Genomic DNA, 19189 nt, shown 5'->3' on the forward strand with positions numbered 1-19189 from the left:
TTGACACCTGTTGTCGCTGTGGTGTGCTCATTCCGGCGCGAGCTGTCAACGTCGTGGAGAGGAGCCAGGGGAGGAGCCGGGGGAGTTGGCGAGAGCGGGCGCTCGGCGCGCGGGCAGCACGTCGGCGAGGTGGGCACGCAACTGCTCCGCGATGTCGACCGCGTCCCGGTCGTACAACCACTGGTACTGCAGGCCGTCCCACATCGCGATCAACCAGAGCGCCTCATGTGCGGGGTCGCGGTGCTCGGGCAGATCGCCGTCGACCTGGGCCAGGCGGAACAGCTCCGTGAAGTAGGCGACGACGTCGGCGAAGCGGGTGGCGAAGTAGTCGTGGGCGGGATGCCCGGCCGGCACCGCCTCGCAGGACAGCACCGCGTACACCTCGATCAGCCCCGGTTCATCACGGGCACTGCGCTCGGCACCTTCGGGGAGGCTCCGCAGCATCTCGCCGGCCGAGCGGACGCCGGCGACCTCCTGGTGCAGGCTGATGGCGCCGTCGCGCTCCGCGAGCACGGCGCTGAGCAGCACGTCCTTCGAGGCGTAGTGATGCAGGAGCGTCGACTTCGACACACCGACGGCGTCGGCGATGTCGCGCAGGCTGGTGTCGCCGTACCCGTCACGTGCGAAGAGCCGCATGGCGTCGGCGACGATCTGCGTGCGGCGGCGGCGGCCGACCGCATACCCGGGATCCGCCTCGACGGTGGTCGTGGACGGCAGCTCCGGGAACGGGCCGGCGGGCGCGGCGGGGGCCGCGATGTCGTCATCCGGATCCCGCCATCCGAGCGGCATCGCCCAGAGGCTCTCGCGCTCCTCGAGCATCTCGACCACGTTGACCTGCCCCGGCAGGTACTGCGACACCAGTTGCAGCCCGTCCCATCCGGCGGTGTGTCGCACGGTCTCCCCATCGACGTCGCGGTCCGAGGCGATGACACCGTGGTACTTCGCGTCTTCCAGGACGTCCGCGCTCAGGGCGCGCAGGCGGGCGTAGCGTTCCCGCATCCGTGCGTGCGCGGGGTGTGCGGGAGCGGATGCCTCACCGGTGAGGGCGGCGAAGAGCTCGAGGTATCCCTCGGTGCGGGCGTTGCGTTCGGCGAGCGCGGCGAAGATCAGGTCGCCGGGCTCCGAGGCGGCGGCGATGTCGCTGAAGACCGCCTCGTTGTCGGCTTCCAGCTCGGCCACGACTTCGGCGAGCAGCTCGTCCTTCGACGCGAAGTGTCCGAGGAGTCCGGGGTGGCTGACGGATGCGGCGGCGGCGATGTCGCGCAGTGATGTCGAGCGGTATCCGTGGCTCACGAACAGCTCGTGAGCAGAGCTCAGGATGCGTTGCCGCGTGGCGGAGGCCTGCGCGTGCCGTGTGCCGTTCGTCGTGGTCGTCATCGCATCCCCTCCCTCATCCTATCCTCGCTCATTACCAATCGGTCTGGATTCAGTTACCAAACGGTCGGGTTTCGTGTATCTTCTTCCCAGAGCCGCGTCGCCCGATGACGTGCGGCACTTCGAAAGGGACCCTCATGACAGAGTTGTCATCTGCCGCCAACGCCGCCGCCGTCGGCACCACCGGCTTCAAGGCGCCAGGAACCACTCCGCCGCGCACCCCGCGCGGCTACACGCCCGGCCTCGCCGCCGTGAACTTCGGCGTCTACCTCGCGCTCCTCACCCCGGTGATGGTGTCGATGGCGTTCAAGATCCAGCACATCGACCCGACCAACACCGAGGGCAGCCTCGGATTGGTGATGGGAGTCGGCGCCGCGTTCGCCCTCATCGCGAACCCGCTGGTCGGACGCCTCTCCGACCGCACCACCTCGCGCTGGGGCATGCGCCGTCCGTGGATCCTCGGCGGCGCGATCGTCGGTCTCGGCGGCTTCGCCATCATCGGCGCAGCGACCTCGGTCTGGATGGTGCTCCTCGCGTGGTGCCTGGTGCAGGCGTCCATGAACGCGGTGCTCGCCGCAGCCAACGCCACGCTTCCCGATCAGGTGCCGGTGAGCAGCCGCGGCAAGGTCTCGGGCATCATCGGCATCACGACGCCGATCGGCATCCTCGCCGGCAGCTTCCTCGTGAACTTCCTGCCCGGTGACTTCGAGCGCTTCGTCGTCCCCGGTGCGATCTCGCTGATCCTCGTCATCGTGTTCGTGCTCACTCTCCAGGACCGTCGCCTCACCCAGAAGCCGGCCGAGCGGTTCACGGTCGGCACGTTCTTCGGTTCCTTCGTCTTCAACCCCCGCAAGCACCCCGACTTCGGGTGGACCTGGTTGACGAAGTTCTTCGTGATGTTCGGCTACGCGGGCATCGCGACCTTCCTTCCGCTGTACCTGATCACGAAGTTCGCGCTCGATGAGCAGGGTGCGGTGGGGACGATCCTGATCGCCAACCTGGCCTCGATGGCGGCCATGGCGATCTCCTCTCCGCTGGGCGGATTCCTCTCGGACAAGATCGGCAAGCGCCGTCCGTTCGTGGCGATCGCCGGCGTGGTCATGGTGGTCGGCCTGGTGATCCTGGCGATCGCCCCCGATGTCACCACCGTGATCATCGCGCAGGCGATCATCGGCCTGGGGGCGGGCTCCTTCCTCTCCGTCGACCTCGCCCTCGCCACCGAGGTGCTTCCCAATCCCGAAGACACCGCCAAGGACCTCGGCGTGCTCAACATCGCCAATGCGCTGCCGCAGTCGATCGCGCCCGCGATCGCTCCCGGCATCATCGCGCTCGGCGCGGCCACACCGCTCGGCGGCTACACCACCTGGTACCTGTTCGGCGCACTCGTCGCGCTGGCGGGCGCCGTCCTCGTCTACCGCATCAAGGGAGTCAAGTGACCATGACCGACACCACCACCACGACCGACACGGCGACGCGCCCCTGGCTCGATGCGAGCCGGCCTGTCGACGAGCGCGTGCAGCTGCTGCTCGACGAGATGACGATCGAGGAGAAGGCCGGGCTCTTCTTCCACACCATGATCGCGATCGGCGACCTCGACGAGCCGAACCCGATCTTCCGCACTCCGAGCGCCCGCGACTTCCTCGAGAAGAAGCAGATGACGCACTTCAACCTGCTCGGTGCTGCGCCGACCGGGCGCGAGATCGCCGCCTGGCAGAACGCGGTGCAGCGACTCGCGGCCTCCACGCGACTCGGCATCCCCGTGACGCTGTCGACCGATCCGCGGCATTCGTTCAGCGAGAACCCCGGCGCGTCGATCCTCGCCGGCCCCTTCTCGCAGTGGCCCGAGACCCTCGGGCTCGCAGCGACGCGTGACGCGGAGCTCGTGGAGCGGTTCGCCGACATCGCCCGCCAGGAGTACACGGCCGTCGGCCTGCGCGTCGCCCTGCACCCGCAGGTCGACCTCGCCACCGAGCCCCGCTGGGCGCGGCAGACGGCGACGTTCGGTGAGGACGCCGAGCTGTCGGGAGTGCTCGGCGCCGCCTACATCCGCGGCTTCCAGGGGGCGTCATTCGGGCCCGGTTCGGTCTCGACCATGACCAAGCACTTCCCCGGCGGCGGTCCGCAGAAGGATGGCGAGGACCCGCACTTCCCATACGGCCGCGAGCAGGTGTACCCGGGAGGGGAGTTCGAACTGCACCTGAAACCGTTCGAGGATGCCCTCGCCGCGGGCACCCGCCAGATGATGCCGTACTACGGCATGCCGGTCGGGACCGAGTACGAAGAGGTCGGGTTCGGCTTCAACAAGTCTGTGATCACGGGCCTGCTGCGCGAGCGCTACGGCTTCGACGGACTCGTCTGCACCGACTGGGGTCTCATCAACGACTCCGAGATCTTCGGGCAGCCCTTCCCTGCGCGCGCCTGGGGCGTGGAGGAGCTGACGCCGCGCCAGCGCATGAAGAAGGTGCTGGATGCCGGTGCCGATCAGTTCGGTGGCGAGGACTGCCCCGAACTGCTGCTCGAGCTCGTCGCGGCCGGCGAGGTCACCGAGGAGCGCCTGGACATCGCGGCGCGGCGCCTGCTGCGGGAGAAGTTCGAGCTCGGCCTGTTCGAGAACCCCTTCGTCGACGAGGATGCCGCCGACGAGATCGTGGGACGGGCGGAGTTCCGCGATGCCGGAGAGCACGCCCAGCGGGCGTCGATCACCGTGCTCGCGAACCGGGGCGCGCTGCCGTTCGCGCACGGGGTGAAGCTCTACGTCGAGGGCATCGACGCCGCAGTGGCCTCGGCGTACGGCGAGGTCGTCACGACTCCTGCCGAGGCCGACATCGCGATCATCCGGCTGCAGGCGCCCTTCGAGGAGCGCGAGACGATGTTCGAGAACTTCTTCCACGCCGGCTCGCTCGATTTCGACGATGAGGTGGTCGCGCACGTGCGCGCGATCGGTGCCGTCGTGCCGACCGTGGTCGACGTGCTCGCCGACCGTCCGCCCATCCTGACTCCGCTCGTGGATGCCGTGGCAGGGGTGACCGTGAACTGGGGCGCGTCCGGAGCGGCTCTGCTCGACGTGCTCAGCGGGGCGTTCGCCGCACAGGGGAAGCTGCCGTTCGACCTGCCGCGGTCGATGGCGGCGGTCGAGGCATCCGCCCCCGATGTGCCGTTCGACACCGCCGACCCGCTGTTCCGCTTCGGCCACGGGCTGTCGCTCTAGAGAGGCCGCTGTTCGCCAGGCGACGGGCATCCTGTCGCCTGGCGACAATGCGGGGCGGGCACGTGGCGGGATGTCGTTGGAGGATGCGGACAGGCGACTTCGCTCCGATTTGTCGCAGACCTACCATGAGAGCATCCCTACTTCTCTTCGAGAGGAATGCCCATGGTCGACGCCGCCGTCCGTTCTTCCGCGACACCCACCACGTCGAACGACGCTCCGCACACTCCGCACATCGATGTGGCTCAGGTCAATGAGCTCCTGATGGGCACCTGGGGCGAGACCCGCCGCCAGGCCCGCGAGATGATCAAGGACTCCGCATTCTGGCGCAAGGACGAGCTCGGCAAGGATGAGCACCGCGAGCGCGTGCTGAGCCAGCTCCACCTGCTGGTCGAGAACAAGGCCGTGCACCGTGCGTTCCCGAAGTGGCTCGGCGGTGAGGAGAACAACGGCGCCAACATCGCCGGCTTCGAGGAGTTGGTCGTCGCCGACCCGAGCCTGCAGATCAAGTCGGGTGTGCAGTGGGGTCTGTTCGGCTCCGCGATCCTGCAGCTGGGCACCAGGGAGCATCACGAGAAGTGGCTGCCCGGAGTGATGGACCTCTCGATCCCCGGCGCCTTCGCGATGACCGAGATCGGCCATGGCTCCGACGTGGCATCCGCCGGCACCACCGCGACCTACGACCCCGAGACCGAGGAGTTCGTCATCCACACCCCGTTCCGCGGGGCGACGAAGGAGTACCTCGGCAACGCGGCCCTCCACGGCGTCGCGGCGACGGTGTTCGCGCAGCTGATCACCAACGGTGTGAGCCACGGAGTGCACTGCTTCTACGTGCCGCTGCGCGGCGAGGACGGTGTGGACCTGCCCGGCATCGGCCGCGAGGACGACGGTCTCAAGGGCGGCCTCAACGGCATCGACAACGGACGTCTCTCGTTCGATCACGTGCGCATCCCCCGCACGAACCTGCTCAACCGCTACGGCGACGTCGCCCCCGACGGCACCTACTCCAGCGCGATCGACAGCCCCGGCCGTCGCTTCTTCACGATGCTCGGCACGCTGGTGCAGGGGCGCGTCTCGCTCGACGGGGCCGCGTCGTGGGCTTCTGCTCTGGGTCTCGACATCGCGATCACGTACGCCACCCAGCGCCGCCAGTTCGACGGCGCCGACGGCGAAGAGGTCGTGCTGCTCGACTACGGCAAGCACCAGCGCCGGCTGCTTCCGCGGCTCGCCACCACGTACGCCCTGATCTTCGCGCACGACGAGTTCCTGCAGAAGTTCGACGGCGTCTTCTCGGGACGCACCGACACCCCGGCCGACCGTGAGGATCTCGAGACGCTCGCGGCCGCGCTCAAGCCGCTGTCGACCTGGCACGCGCTCGACACCCTGCAGGAGGCACGAGAGGCCTGCGGTGGCGCCGGCTTCATGTTCGAGAACCGTCTGGTCGGACTCCGCGCCGACCTCGACATCTACGTCACGTTCGAGGGTGACAACAACGTGCTGCTGCAGCTGGTCGGCAAGCGACTGCTCACCGACTACGCGAACCAGTTCCGCGGCAAGGACGCGGCCGCGCTGGCCAAGTTCGCGGTCGGTCAGACAGCAGGCAAGGTGTTCCATGGCGCCGGACTGCGCCAGTTCGGGCAGGCCGTGGCCGACTTCGGTCAGGTCTCCCGCTCGGTCGAGAACGGTCTGCGCGAGGGGCAGCAGCACGAGCTGCTCGCCGACCGCGTGCAGCAGATGGTCGCCGACATCGCCGGTCGCCTGCGTGCCGGCGCGAAGGACAAGGCGCTGGGTGCCCGACTGTTCAACGAGAACCAGGCCGAGCTCATCGAGGCTGCGCGTGCCCATGGCGAGCTGCTGCAGTGGGAGGCGTTCACCGACGCCATCCACGGCATGGAGGACGGTGAGAGCAAGCAGGTGCTCACCTGGCTGCGCGACCTGTTCGGCCTGCAGCTGATCGAGAAGCACCTGGCCTGGCACCTCATCAACGGACGCCTGTCGACGCAGCGCGCCGCTGCGGTGTCGAGCTACATCGACCGTCTCTGCGCGCGCCTGCGCCCGCACGCACTCGACCTCGTGAAGGCCTTCGGCTACGAGCCGGAGCACGTGCGCGCGCCGATCGCCTCGGGCGCAGAGCGCGAGCGTCAGGACGAGGCCCGTGCGTACTACGCCGACCTCGCGGCATCCGGCAACGCCCCGATCCAGGAGAAGGCGCTCAAGAAGCAGAAGCGCTGACCCGCGGTCGTTCACGGCTCCTCCGATCCGGGGCGGAATCACGCGATTCCGCCCCGGATCTGTGTTCGTCAGCCGAATCCTGCGGAGTTGCGGACCGGATGCCGGTGGCACCCAGCGAACACTGTGTCCGCGGTCGGTAGTGTCGAGCCGACGTCAGAGAGAAAGAGGAGCATCCGGATGAGTACTGTCCACGCCTACGCCGCACCGAGCGAGGCCGCGCCGCTGGAGCGCACCACGATCGAGCGCCGCGAACTCGGCCCGCGCGACGTGCTGATCGACATCGCCTTCGCCGGAATCTGCCACTCCGACATCCACACCGTCCGCGGCGATTGGGGTCCGCAGACCTACCCGCTCGCCCCCGGCCACGAGATCACCGGAACCGTCGCGGCGGTGGGCGCCGAGGTGTCGTCGTTCGGGATCGGCGACCGGGTCGGGGTGGGCTGCATGGTGAACTCCTGCGGCCAGTGCCGCAACTGCACCCGCGGCCTCGAGCAGTTCTGCGTCGAGGGTGCGGTGATGACGTACGGCGGCGCCGACCGGGACGGCACCATCACACAGGGCGGTTACTCCGAGCAGGTCGTCGTCACGGAGGCCTTCGTGCTGCGGATCCCCGATGCGCTCCCGCTCGATGCCGCCGCGCCGTTGCTGTGCGCCGGCATCACCACCTACTCGCCGCTGCGTCACTGGAACGTCGGCCCAGGGACACGCGTCGCGGTCGTCGGTCTCGGCGGTCTGGGGCACATGGGAGTGCAGATCGCCCACGCGCTCGGCGCGGAGGTCACGGTGCTCTCGCAGACCCTGAGCAAGAAGGATGACGGGCTGCGCCTCGGCGCCGACCACTACTTCGCCACGAGCGACCGCGCCACGTTCCGCGAGCTGCGCTCCTCGTTCGACGTGATCCTCAACACCGTGAGTGCCGTGCTCGACATGCGCTCGTACCTGAGCCTGCTCGACGTCGACGGCACGATGGTCTGCGTCGGCGCTCCGGCCGAACCTCTCGCGGTGGGTGTCTCCTCGCTCATCGGCGGACGCCGCTCGCTGGCCGGATCGAACATCGGCGGGATCGCGGAGACCCAGGAGATGCTCGACTTCTGCGCCGCGCACGGCATCGCCTCCGAGATCGAGGTCATCTCCGCGTCCGAGATCAACACGGCATACGAGCGGGTGCTCGCGTCCGACGTGAGGTACCGCTTCGTGATCGACGCCGCGACCATCCGCGGCTGACCTCTCGTTCTGAGGAAAGGGGCGGGGCGAGCCGTGATGGCTCGTCCCGCCCCTTCGCTGTCGCGGAGAGCGTCAGCCGACCAGCACCTGTGCCGCGGTCATGCGGGCGATCAGGTGCGGGGCGAGCGGAGCGTCGGTCGCGAGCACGACGCGCACGGTGGCACCGGGCTGGTCGACCGGTCCCCGGCGCTGGCCGCGCAGATCGCAGATGACCTGACCCCGTGCCGGTCCCTGCGAGGTGTCGACCACGACATCGACGGCCGGGGCGTTGGTCGCCGTGATGCCGCCGACCGCGATCGCCGCGGCGAGCGGGTCGTGCAGGGCGCTGCTGCGCTCGCCGTAGGTCGAGACGTAGAAGTCGAAGTAGAAGTCGAGCATCTCGCCGACGGCCCGCGCGAGGGGCACGTCCGCGGCCAGCAGTGCGGCGCGGTCGTCCTCGTCGAACACGTTCTCCATCGTGACGTCGAGCGGCACGAGCACGACGGGCCAGCCCGCGGACAGGGTGGCGGCCGCCGCTTCCGGGTCGTTGCCGATGTTGGCCTCGGCGACGGGGGTGATGTTGCCGGGCACGAGGGCCGCGCCGCCCATGGCGGTGAGGTTCGCGACGCGCGAGGGCAGTGTCGGGTCGAGCGCGAGCGCGGTCGCGATGTTCGTCAGCGGGCCGACCGTGATGACCTCGAGCGTGCCCGGGTATTCGTGTGAGAGTCGGATCAGCATGTGGGCGGCGTCTTCGTCCTCCGGCTGACGCTCGGCGACGGGCACGTCGATCTCGCCGATGCCGTTGTCGCCGTGCACGTGCGGGGCTCCGCCGTCGAACGGATGGGTGAGGAAGTCGTGCTGACCGATGGCGACGGGCACGTCGGTGCGTCCGGCGAGCGCCAGCAGCCCGAGCGTGTTGACGGCGGCCTGCGCAGCGCTGGTGTTGCCGCTGACCGTGCCGATGCCGACGAGATCGATCTCGGGCGAACCCAGCAGGTACGCGAGGGCGAGAGAGTCGTCGATGCCGGTGTCGCAGTCGAAGTAGACGGGGCGGGCGGGGGTGTGGGACATGGAGTGCTCCGGTGGTCGGGAGGGCGGCCGCGGGTGCGGCCGCCCGATGGTTCAGTTCTCTGTCGCGGTGCGCGGGGTGATCAGGAAGCTGGCGATGAGGGCGAGCGCCGTGATCCCGACGGAGATCCACAGCGCGGTCACGTAGCCGCCCGGGGTGCCCTGTGCGGCGAACGGGGCGACGATGCCGATGCCGAGACCCGCGCCGATCCCGAATGCGCTGCCGTTCAGTCCGGGGAGTGCTGCCGGCGCCTCGGCGGGGGACTGCACGACGCCGAGGCCGTTGATCGTGGTCAGCACGATGCCGTTGTAGGTCACGCCGAGGAGCGCGATCATGGCGAAGACGACCCAGAAACTCTGCGGCATCATCGCGATCACGATGAGCAGGGCGAGGCAGGCGATCATGCCGATGCGCAGGATCGGGATCCAGCCCTTGCGACCGGCGAGCCAGCCCGACATCGGCGCGGCGAAGACGCCGATCAGCGCCGGCGGCGCGAGGAACAGGAGCGCGGCTGTCGCGGCGTCGAGTCCGAAGCCGTTCGTGGCGTCCTGACTGAGCAGCACGACGGTGAAGTTGATCACGGCGAAGACGCTGGACAGGGTGAGGACGGTGGTCGCGAGCACGGGCCACACCTGGCGGGAGCGCAGGTGCTGCACGGCGATCAGCGGGGTGGCGCGGTTCTTCTCGACGAACCAGAACACCACCAGCGCAACGATAGTGCCCGCGAGGTAGAAGAGCGTGATCGGCGACAGCCAGCCGGCGCTGGGACCGGAGGAGACGAAGTAGGTCACGCTGATCAGAGCGATCGAGAGCACCGCGGCGCCCCACCAGTCCATCGTGCCCGTCGAGGCTCCGCCGGAGGAGGCGGGGATGACCAGGGCGACGCACACGATGGCCAGGATGCCCACCAGGAAGATCACGACGAAGATCGAGCGGAATCCGAACGTCTCGCTCAGCAGGCCGCCGATGTAGCCGTCGACCCCGCCGACGCCGCCGTTGACGGCCGTGATGATGCCGAGCGTGGTGCCGAACACCTTGGCGCTGAGCGACTCGCTGAGGATGACGTAGGCGAGCTGGAACGCGGCGCTGGACGCGCCCTGCAGCACCCGACCGATGAGCAGCACGGTGAGGTTCGGCGCGAACAGGCACAGCAGGGTGCCGACCGACAGGAGCCCGAGCACGATGAACAGTGCCCGCTTGCGGCCGATGAAGTCGCTCCAGCGGCCGAGCACGACGCCGCCCACGGCGCCCGCGACGAAGAACAGCGACGACACCTGCGAGACCTGCCCGATGTCCTCTCCGAGCTGCTTCGCGATGTCGGGGAGCGCAGGGGTGATCATGCTGGCGTTCAGCTGGTATGACAGCACGCCCAGGATCAGGGTCGCGACCAGGGCGACGGCGCGGGGCCCGCGGACGGGTTCACGGGCGACGATGTCCGGGGAAGCGGTGGGGGCGTGGGTGTGCACGGAGACTCCTTCGTCATGGATGCCCTCGGGTGAGGCTTGTATGATGTTATACCTCTCCGGTCCAACATGGTCAACACATGTCCACTCATGCTTGAATACGGAGGGCGTTCGGGTTCGAGCGCAGGGAAGGAGCACGACATGGCGACGGACATCGAGAAGTTCCTCGGCCGGAGTCTGACGAGCACCGTCGGGCAACCGCTGCGCGTGGCGGTGTACTCCCGCATCGCCGACGGCATCCGCTCCGGAGTCTTCGAACTCGGATCCGCCCTTCCGCGGGAGACCGAGCTCGGCGTCGCACTCGGCGTGAGCCGCACGGTCGTGCGGGAGGCGTTGATGCTCCTCGAAGAGGACGGTCTCATCATCACCCGGCGCGGCATCGGCCGCTTCGTCGCCGACGACCTCCCCCGAGTGGGGCTGGAGGAGCTGCGACCGCTGGAGCAGGCACTGTCCGATGGTGATGACGACGTGGTCGTGCGCACCATCAGCTTCGATCTGCAGTCCACCACCGACTTCACCTCCAGCAAGCTGGCACTCGACCCCGCGGCCAACACGTGGTTCCGCGAGGCCGTCGTCGAAAGGCACGGGGAGCCGGTCGCGATCCTGCAGGAGCATCTGCCGGCCGGACGCTACCTCAGCGACATCAGCCAGGAGATCGCCGATGGCCTCGAGGCCGCCGCCGCCTCCTCGTCCAGCGTGCTCGCCGCCCTGCGTGAACAGGCGGGAGCGGTCTTCGACTCGGCGGTGTGCGAGATCACGGTCAACGTCGTCGGCTCCTCCCGCGGAGCACTCCTCGGCCTCGGGCCGGCCGACCCCGTCCTCATCCTCACCCAGACCGTGACGACGGCGGGGAAGCCGGTGTACCTCGCCAAGTGCATCGTCTCGTCCCGCGTCGGTCATCTCTCCGTCGTCCAGACCACCTCCTGATTGCGAGCCTTCGTGTCCTCATCCCTTCCGCTCACCATCGTCGGCAGCATCAACGTCGACCTCACCGCGCGCGCCGACCGTCTTCCGCGGGCCGGCGAGACCGTGGGAGGAGGGCGACTCGTCCGTGAAGCCGGCGGCAAGGGAGCGAACCAGGCCGCCGCGGCGGCGCGGCTCGGAGCCACGGTCCGCATGATCGGTGCGGTCGGCACGGACGCCGACGGCGCCTGGATGCGTTCGGAGCTCGCTGCGGCCGGTGTCGACACCACGAGCATCCAGACCCGCGATCAGCCCACCGGCGTCGCGCTGATCGTGGTCGACCGTGAGGGCGAGAACCAGATCGCGGTGTGCGAGGGAGCGAACGGCGCGATCGAGCTCGACGGCGTCGTGTTCGCAGCGGAGGAAGCCGTGCTCGCACAGCTGGAGATCTCGATGGACCTCGTGGTCGCGCTGGCCGCGCAGGTGCAGGGCTACCTGGCCGTCAACGCGGCTCCGGCACGCGACCTGCCCGACGCGGTCCTGGAGCGCGCCGACCTGATCATCGTCAACGAGACCGAGTACGCGCTGATCCCGGCGCTGCGCACGGCCAAGCGCGTCGCAGTCACCTACGGAGCGGACGGCGCGCGGCTGTTCGAGTCCGGTGTCGAGGTCGCGTCGGCACCCGCCGTCCAGACGACCGTCGAGAACACCGTCGGTGCGGGGGATGCGTTCTGCGCCGCTCTCACGATCGGCCTCGCGTCCGGAGTCCCCGCCGCCGCTGCGCTCGCCGCAGCGTGTGCCGTGGGCGCGGCGGCGGTCGCCGACCCGCGCTCGCAGCCGCTGCTCTCGTCGTATGACACCTACCTCGCGCCCTGACCCGGCAGCGATGTCGGTCGCGGCGGATAGCCTGAGCGGATGACCTCCCTGATCATCGGCCCCGACGAGCGCGCCCGTTGCGCCTGGGTGGGCGACGATGCCGAATACCGCCGCTATCACGACGAGGAATGGGGCAGTCCGCTGCACGGTGACCGTGCGCTGTTCGAGAAGATGGCGCTGGAGGGGTTCCAGGCGGGGCTGTCGTGGATCACGATCCTGCGTAAGCGCCCGCACTTCCGCGAGGTGTTCGCTGGGTTCGACGCCGACGTGGTCGCGGAGTACGACGAGGGCGACGTGGAGCGACTGATGGCGGATGCCGGGATCATCCGCAACCGCGCGAAGATCGAGGCGACCATCGGCAATGCGCAGATCGTCCGCGGCATGGCGGAGGGGGAGCTCGACGCCCTGATGTGGTCGTTCGCCCCGCCGGCAGCCGCATCGCGACCGGCGTCGATGGGCGATGTGCCCCCCGTCACTCCGGAATCGACCGCCATGAGCAAGGAGCTGCGACGTCGAGGCTTCCGGTTCGTCGGACCCACCACGATGTACGCGTTGATGCAGTCGGCGGGGATGGTCGACGACCACATGCAGGGGTGCTGGCGGGCCTGATCGGCCTCTGCCCCGAGGCCGATGCGACCGCAACGCCTCATGGGCACTTCTCCCCATCGAGAGCATTACCACAGCGCGGTTAGGATGGACCGGTACGCCGCGGGCTTTCGGCTGGTGGTGGGAGTCGGAAGTGCGACCCTGGGGGGAACCGGGTATGAAGGCGTTGTCATGGATGCGTGCGCGACCCAAGACGCTGGCTTCGGCCGCGGGCGTCACGGTGGGCGTGATCGCCATCACGACGATGGCCTTCACCTATGAGGGCTTCCCGACGACGAAGGTCGACCTGAACGACGGCGGCGTCTGGATCACCAAGACCTCGAGTCTGCTCGTCGGTCACTTCAACCACGAGTCCACCGTCCTCGACGGCGGCTTGCGCACCACGGGCGAGAACTACGACATCCTTCAGGCGGCGTCGACGGTCCTCGTGGTCGACGACAGCGCCTCCACCGTCACCACCGTCGACCCGGCGCGCATCTCGCTGGGCGACTCCGCCGCGATCCCGACCACCGCGAAGGTCGCACTCGGCAACCGCACCGCCGCCATCCTCGACGAGAAGTCCGGCGACCTCTGGGTCGTGCCCGTGCAGGCGATCGCGGGCTTCGAGATCGAGGCGAGCGAGCCCCTCGTGGAGCTCGGCGAGAACGCCGACGTGGCCGTCGCGAATGACGGGACCGTGTTCGCGCTGTCGGCGGAACGCGGCGAGGTCGTCACCGTCCCCGTCGACAACGAGGGGGAGGCGGGCGAACCCTCCGCGGCCTCCGTCGGCGAGATCGACGCGTCTGTACGCCCCACGATCACCGCGGTCGGACGTACGCCGGTCGTGCTCGACGCCGCAGCCGGAGTCGTGATGACACCCGGCGGGTTCCGCACCGAGATCGACGGCGCCGCTGATGCGGTGCTGCAGCAGGCATCGGCCGACACGGATGCCGTGGCCGTCGCCACGGCTTCGGCGCTGCTCGAGGTGCCGCTCGACGGCAGCGAGGCCACCGAGACCGCCGTCGGCGCGAACGGCACCGCGGCCGCCCCGGTCTGGCTGCGCGGCTGCACGTACGGCGCATGGGCGGGCTCCGCGAAGTTCGTCCGCGAATGCCCCGGCGACGCGAATGACGTGAACGCGGTCGTCGACGGTGCCGAGGACTCGGCCAGCCTGGTCTTCCGCGTCAACCGCGATGTGATCATCCTGAACGACGCCGTCGGCGGCGCGGCCTGGATGGCCGACGACAGCCTGCAGCGCGTCGACAACTGGAACGACCTCACTCCTCCTGACGGCGAGACCGAGAACGAGGACGACTCGACCGAGGAGACGGTCGAGACCACGCTGCCGGAGCGCAGCGACATCAACACCCCGCCCGTCGCTGCGGACGATGCCTACGGCGTGCGCCCTGGTGCCACGACCATGCTCCCCGTGCTCGACAACGACAACGACGCCGACGGCGACGTGCTCGTCGCCGCGCTCGCGGAGAAGCAGCCGTCGATCGGCACGGTCCAGGCCGTCAACAACGGCGGGTCTCTGCAGATCGCCGTCGACGAGGACGCGACGGGCACCGCCACGTTCACGTACGAGGCCGACGACGGACGCAAGGGCAAGGACACCGCGGTGGTGACCCTCACCGTGCACCCCTGGGACGAGAACGACGCCCCGCAGGCGAAGCGCAAGACGGCACTGGCCGTGGAGACCGGCGGCACGATCTCGTACAACATCCTTCCGGACTGGATCGACCCGGACGGCGACGACATCTATCTGCAGAGCGTCACCCCGGCGGAGGGCGACGAGGTCGACTTCAGCAAAGACGGTCAGATGACCTACAAGGCCACCGCGAGCCTGCAGGGGCGCAAGGAGGTCCAGGTCGTCGTGTCCGACGCATCAGGACTCACGACCAGCTCGACCCTCACACTCGACGTGCGCCCGCAGGGATCGACGAACCCCAAGACGAACGCCGACCACGTGGTCACGCGCGCAGGGGAGCAGGTCACCGTCGCCCCGCTGGTCAACGACACGAGCGCCGGTCGCGAGCTGCTGCGTCTGAGCCGGGTGCTCGACACCCCCGGGGCGACGATTCAGCCGAACACCCAGAACAAGACGTTCACGTTCGTCGCGCCGGAGCCCGGTGTCTACTACGTGCAGTACCAGGTCACGACCGGTCCCAAGAACGGCGAGGGACTCGTCCGCGTCGATGTGATGCCGGAGAACGAGACGGATCTGCCTCCCGTCGCCGTGCGCGATGTCGCTCTGCTGCCCACCGGCGGTGACGTGCTGCTCGGCGTGCTCAACAACGACACCGACCCCGCCGGCGGCATCCTCGTCGTGCAGTCCGTGTCGCTGGACCCGGGAAGCGGCATCAGCGTCTCGGTGCTCAACCACGAGACGCTGCGGATCACGGATCAGGGTGCTCTTCAGGAAGAGGTGCGCATCGCGTACCGGATCTCGAACGGCTCGAAGTCCGCAGACGGCGAGGTCGTGGTGATCCCGATCCCCGCCCCCGATCAGATCCTGCCGCCGACAGCCAATGCCGACACCGCCACCGTGCGCGCCGGCGACGTCGTGACCATCCCGGTGCTCGACAACGACACCCACCCCAGCGATGACGTGCTGCACCTCTCGCCCGAGCTCATCGAGCCGCTCGTCGACCCGGAGGACGGAGAGGCCTTCGTCTCGCAGGACGAGGTGCGGTTCAAGGCCGGACCTGAGGCCAAGACGGTGTACCTGACGTATGAGGCGGTCGACTCGCGTCAGCAGAAGGCGGCCGGATTCGTCACGATCCAGATCCTGCCGATCGACGAGGAGAAGAACGCCGCTCCGCGTCCTCAGGACCTCACGGCTCGTGCCCTCGCCGGCAGCGAGGTGAACATCGCGGTGCCGCTCGACGGCATCGACACGGACGGTGATTCCGTCGAGCTCATCGGCATCGATTCGAGCCCGACCAAGGGCCGCATCACGAAGGTGGGTCCGAACTACTTCACGTACGAGGCCGCCGAGGGATCCTCCGGAGTCGACGCCTTCACCTACCGCGTCCGCGACCGCCTCGGCAAGGAGGGCACGGCGGCCATCCGCGTCGGCGTCGCCCCGGCGGAGCAGATCAACCAGGCGCCGTATGCGGTGAAGGATGCCGTCGTCGTACGCCCCGGTCGTGAGATCGCGGTGCCGGTGCTGGACAACGACTCGGATCCTGAGGGCGACAAGCTCCAGCTCGTCAAGGACGGCCTCGAGGTTCCTGAGGCGCTGACCGCCCGGGTCTCGGGCGATCGCGTGCTCGTGCAGGCGCCGAACGAGGAGATGGAGACGTCGCTGCAGTACACGGTGGTCGACTCCCGCGGCGCCACCGCCACGGCGACGCTCCAGATCACGGTCGACGAGGAGGTGCCGCTGAAGGCTCCCGTCGCGCGCGACGATCGGCTCCAGCCCGCCGACCTGAAGGACGGCAGCCTGTCCGCCGATCTCGAGATCCTCAAGAACGACGAGGATCCGGACGGGACGAAGGACAAGCTCGACGTCGAGGTCGGCGAGGGCGGGACCCTCCTCGAAGGCGGTCTGGTCCGCGTCACCGTCACCGAGGAGCTGCAGCTGATCCGCTACACGCTCACCGATCCCGACGGACTTCAGGCATCCGCGTTCATCTTCGTGCCCTCGCGCGCCGACCTGCGCCCGACGCTGGATTCCACCAAGCCCGTCGAGGTCGTCAGCGGCGAGACCAAGGAGCTGCCGCTCGACAAGTACGTGACGGTCGCAGGCGGGGGCGAGGTGACGATCACCGAGAAGGCGAAGATCACCGCGAACCACGCCAACGGCGACGATCTGCTGCTCGACCCCGGCACCCTCGTGTACACCTCGGAGAAGGGTTTCTTCGGACCCGATTCGCTGACCTTCGAGGTCACGGACGGCACAGGGCCGGATGACCCCGAAGGCCGCAAGGCGACGCTCAGCATCCCGATCAACGTGCTGCCGCCCGAGAACCAGCAGCCCACGTTCCTGCAGGGGCAGGTGAGCGTCGCGCCCGGCGAGCCCGAGACCCCGCTCGACCTGGCCGCGCTCACGGACGACCCCGACCCCGAGGACGAGGGCAAGCACACCTACTCCTTCATCGGCGGGGACACCAACGGCATCTCCGCTCGCGTCGAGAACGATCGTCTGTACGTCGAGGCGTCGTCGAATGCCAAGAAGGGCGCGACCGCGACCCTGAAGATCCGCATCAGCGACGGCGAGACCGAGCCCATCGAAGGAACCGTGACCGCCCTGGTGACGGCATCCACCCGTTCGCTCGCCGCAGCCAACACCGACACGGTCGCCGAGGCGGACGCCGGCAAGACGATCACGGTCCCTGCGCTCGCGAACGACGTCAATCCGTTCCCCGAGACTCCGCTGAAGATCGTCTCGGCCGTCGCCGAGTCCGGCTCCGCGGACGTGTCGAACACCGCCTCCGAGGTCACCATCACCCCGGCGAAGAGCTTCGTCGGCACGCTCGTTGTGCGCTATCGCATCCAGGATGCGACCGAGGACGCCGATCGCGAGGTGAACGGCCAGATCGTCGTCACCGTGCAGGACGTACCGGGGGCGCCGGGAACCCCGACCGTCACCAGTGTGCAGGACCGTACGGTCGTCATCTCCTACTCCGCGCCCAGCAACAACGGCGCCGAGATCACCAAGTACACCGTGAAGTCGGTGACGGGTGGCGCGTACACGAAGGAGTGCCAGTCGACCACCTGCACGCTCGACGGGCTGACGAACAACGTCGAGTACGCATTCCAGGTGACGGCGACGAACCGCGTCGGCGAGTCCGCTCCCTCCGGCACCTCGGAGATCGCTCGCCCGGATGCGCGCCCCGACACTCCCAACCCGCCGACCCTGGTGTTCGGCGACAAGTCGCTCAAGGTGGCGTGGACGACCCCGACGACCCCTGGGTCCCCGGTCGACCGGTACACGCTCGAGATCTCGCCGGCACCGCCGTCGGGCATCACGCAGAAGGAAGTGACCGGCAACTCCCTGGTCTGGGAGGGCCTCGAGAACGGATCCGACTACCAGGTGCGGGTGCAGGCGCACAACCGCGCGCCCGACCCCTCCAGCTGGAGCGGATGGTCGGCCTCCGAGATCCCGGCGGGTCCGCCGCTCGCGGCCAACGCACCGACGACGCAGGAGCTCGAGCCGGTCGGCAATCAGGCGCAGATGCAGGTGAACTGGGTCGCGCCCGACAAGAACGGCGACGCGATCCAGAGCTACCAGTTGCAGGTGCTCGAGGGCGGCAACGTCGTGCGCACCGCCACGCCGGGGGCGCAGGCGACCAGCCAGGCCATCGTCGTGCCGACCTCCGAGGCCGCGTACACGTACCGCATCCGGGCGCAGAACAAGGCCGGATGGGGCGAGTGGAGTGCGCAGTCGGCGCCCCGTCGCGGCGTCACCGCCCCCGGCGCACCGACCAGCCTCCGTGTGACGAACGAGGGCGACCGTCAGCTGACGATCTCCTACAACCCGGGTTCGCGCAATGGCGCTCGCGAGGGCGAGGTCGCGTACCAGTACCGACTGAACAACGGCAACTGGGCCGGCATCCCGGGCAACAACGTCATCGGCGGTCTCGGCAACGGCACGAACTACAACGTGCAGGTGCGTGGTGTGGCCACGGTCGACGGCACCACCTACGCCGGTGCGGTGTCGAACACGGCTTCGGGCAACCCGCACGGCACGCCGCACACTCCGACCGGTGGCGCGCAGCAGCTGACCACGCAGGTGCGACTCAGCTGGAATGCCACGGGATCGCCCAACGGCCGCGACATCGCGAACGTGCAGATCAGCATCGACGGCGGCGGCTGGCAGGGCGTCGGCATCAGCGGTTCCACCGACGTCGGCAACGACTACGACCAGGCGCACAACATCCGCGTCAGGGCGCAGGACACGACCGGTGCCTGGTCGGATGTCAGCCCGACCTACAGCGCACAGTCGAGTCAGCGCCCGCAGCCGCGCTGGTGGGCGTCGCAGGGACCCGACTCGGGCAACTGCAGTGCGGACACGTGCTACCTGTTGAATCTGAACACAGCGAACATCAACCCGGGGCGGTACCGCATCCGCTGCCTCGAGAACGGCACGCCGTATCGCTCGTCTTCCGGACAGGTGTCGAACTACAACTGGTACAACGTGCCCGCGAACGGCACCATCACGCTCTCGTGCTGGCACGGTGGCATGAACCGCACGCTGCAGGCCGACATCGAAGGCGTCGGCTGGTCAGAAGCGACCACCTGGCCCTAGGCACCCCTCGACGACCTCACACT

Annotated in this window: 11 protein-coding genes; 8 read left to right on the forward strand and 3 right to left on the reverse strand. The window is 68.8% G+C overall.

Annotated elements, in window-relative coordinates:
- Positions 1 to 45 precede the first annotated feature (45 nt).
- Complete coding sequence (locus FB560_RS19040) at positions 46 to 1377, reverse strand: TetR/AcrR family transcriptional regulator (RefSeq protein ID WP_141874282.1); 1332 nt, start codon at positions 1375 to 1377, stop codon at positions 46 to 48.
- Positions 1378 to 1511: 134 nt separating this feature from the next.
- Between FB560_RS19040 and FB560_RS19045 the strand changes: the two genes are divergently transcribed.
- The 4 genes from FB560_RS19045 to FB560_RS19060 all read left to right on the forward strand — a co-directional run bounded on the left by FB560_RS19045 (position 1512) and on the right by FB560_RS19060 (position 8035).
- Positions 1512 to 2810, forward strand: coding sequence for an MFS transporter (locus FB560_RS19045; RefSeq protein WP_141874283.1), 1299 nt, complete (start codon positions 1512 to 1514; stop codon positions 2808 to 2810).
- A 2-nt stretch (positions 2811 to 2812) separates the two neighbouring features.
- Positions 2813 to 4582, forward strand: coding sequence for a glycoside hydrolase family 3 protein (locus FB560_RS19050; protein ID WP_141874284.1), 1770 nt, complete (start codon positions 2813 to 2815; stop codon positions 4580 to 4582).
- 162 nt (positions 4583 to 4744) lie between these two features.
- Complete coding sequence (locus FB560_RS19055) at positions 4745 to 6811, forward strand: acyl-CoA dehydrogenase family protein (RefSeq protein WP_141874285.1); 2067 nt, start codon at positions 4745 to 4747, stop codon at positions 6809 to 6811.
- Positions 6812 to 6988: 177 nt separating this feature from the next.
- Complete coding sequence (locus tag FB560_RS19060) at positions 6989 to 8035, forward strand: NAD(P)-dependent alcohol dehydrogenase (protein ID WP_141874286.1); 1047 nt, start codon at positions 6989 to 6991, stop codon at positions 8033 to 8035.
- Positions 8036 to 8107: 72 nt separating this feature from the next.
- Here the strand turns inward: FB560_RS19060 and FB560_RS19065 are convergent, their stop codons facing one another.
- Together FB560_RS19065 and FB560_RS19070 are read right to left on the reverse strand one after the other, a co-directional pair.
- The gene (locus FB560_RS19065; RefSeq protein WP_141874287.1) at positions 8108 to 9085 is read right to left on the reverse strand and encodes a nucleoside hydrolase; all 978 of its coding nucleotides are present in this window, start codon (positions 9083 to 9085) and stop codon (positions 8108 to 8110) included.
- A gap of 51 nt (positions 9086 to 9136) precedes the next feature.
- On the reverse strand, positions 9137 to 10549 hold the full coding sequence (locus tag FB560_RS19070) for an MFS transporter (protein ID WP_229673010.1): 1413 nt from the start codon (positions 10547 to 10549) through the stop codon (positions 9137 to 9139).
- A gap of 138 nt (positions 10550 to 10687) precedes the next feature.
- Here FB560_RS19070 and FB560_RS19075 point away from each other — a divergent pair, with 138 nt between their 5' ends.
- From FB560_RS19075 to FB560_RS19090, 4 genes are all read left to right on the forward strand, one after another.
- Positions 10688 to 11473: a GntR family transcriptional regulator gene (locus FB560_RS19075; protein ID WP_170198218.1), complete on the forward strand. Its 786-nt coding sequence runs from the start codon at positions 10688 to 10690 to the stop codon at positions 11471 to 11473.
- Positions 11474 to 11485: 12 nt separating this feature from the next.
- Positions 11486 to 12325, forward strand: coding sequence for a PfkB family carbohydrate kinase (locus FB560_RS19080; RefSeq protein WP_141874289.1), 840 nt, complete (start codon positions 11486 to 11488; stop codon positions 12323 to 12325).
- A 39-nt stretch (positions 12326 to 12364) separates the two neighbouring features.
- Positions 12365 to 12934 carry a DNA-3-methyladenine glycosylase I gene (locus FB560_RS19085; RefSeq protein WP_141874290.1) on the forward strand — a complete coding sequence of 190 codons (570 nt, stop codon included), beginning with the start codon at positions 12365 to 12367 and terminating at the stop codon, positions 12932 to 12934.
- Between the two features lie 154 nt (positions 12935 to 13088).
- Positions 13089 to 19166 carry an Ig-like domain-containing protein gene (locus tag FB560_RS19090; protein ID WP_141874291.1) on the forward strand — a complete coding sequence of 2026 codons (6078 nt, stop codon included), beginning with the start codon at positions 13089 to 13091 and terminating at the stop codon, positions 19164 to 19166.
- Positions 19167 to 19189: the final 23 nt, after the last annotated feature.

It is taken from the genome of Microbacterium saperdae, assembly GCF_006716345.1.
GTDB lineage: Bacteria > Actinomycetota > Actinomycetes > Actinomycetales > Microbacteriaceae > Microbacterium > Microbacterium saperdae.

Excerpts from the sequence above, each read along its gene's own strand:
- FB560_RS19085 (WP_141874290.1), top strand. The coding sequence starts at position 12,365 with ATGACCTCCCTGATCATCGGCCCCGACGAGCGCGCCCGTTGCGCCTGG.
- FB560_RS19065 (WP_141874287.1), bottom strand. The coding sequence starts at position 9,085 with ATGTCCCACACCCCCGCCCGCCCCGTCTACTTCGACTGCGACACCGGC.
- FB560_RS19090 (WP_141874291.1), top strand. The coding sequence starts at position 13,089 with ATGAAGGCGTTGTCATGGATGCGTGCGCGACCCAAGACGCTGGCTTCG.
- FB560_RS19050 (WP_141874284.1), top strand. The coding sequence starts at position 2,813 with ATGACCGACACCACCACCACGACCGACACGGCGACGCGCCCCTGGCTC.
- FB560_RS19055 (WP_141874285.1), top strand. The coding sequence starts at position 4,745 with ATGGTCGACGCCGCCGTCCGTTCTTCCGCGACACCCACCACGTCGAAC.
- FB560_RS19045 (WP_141874283.1), top strand. The coding sequence starts at position 1,512 with ATGACAGAGTTGTCATCTGCCGCCAACGCCGCCGCCGTCGGCACCACC.
- FB560_RS19040 (WP_141874282.1), bottom strand. The coding sequence starts at position 1,377 with ATGACGACCACGACGAACGGCACACGGCACGCGCAGGCCTCCGCCACG.
- FB560_RS19060 (WP_141874286.1), top strand. The coding sequence starts at position 6,989 with ATGAGTACTGTCCACGCCTACGCCGCACCGAGCGAGGCCGCGCCGCTG.
- FB560_RS19075 (WP_170198218.1), top strand. The coding sequence starts at position 10,688 with ATGGCGACGGACATCGAGAAGTTCCTCGGCCGGAGTCTGACGAGCACC.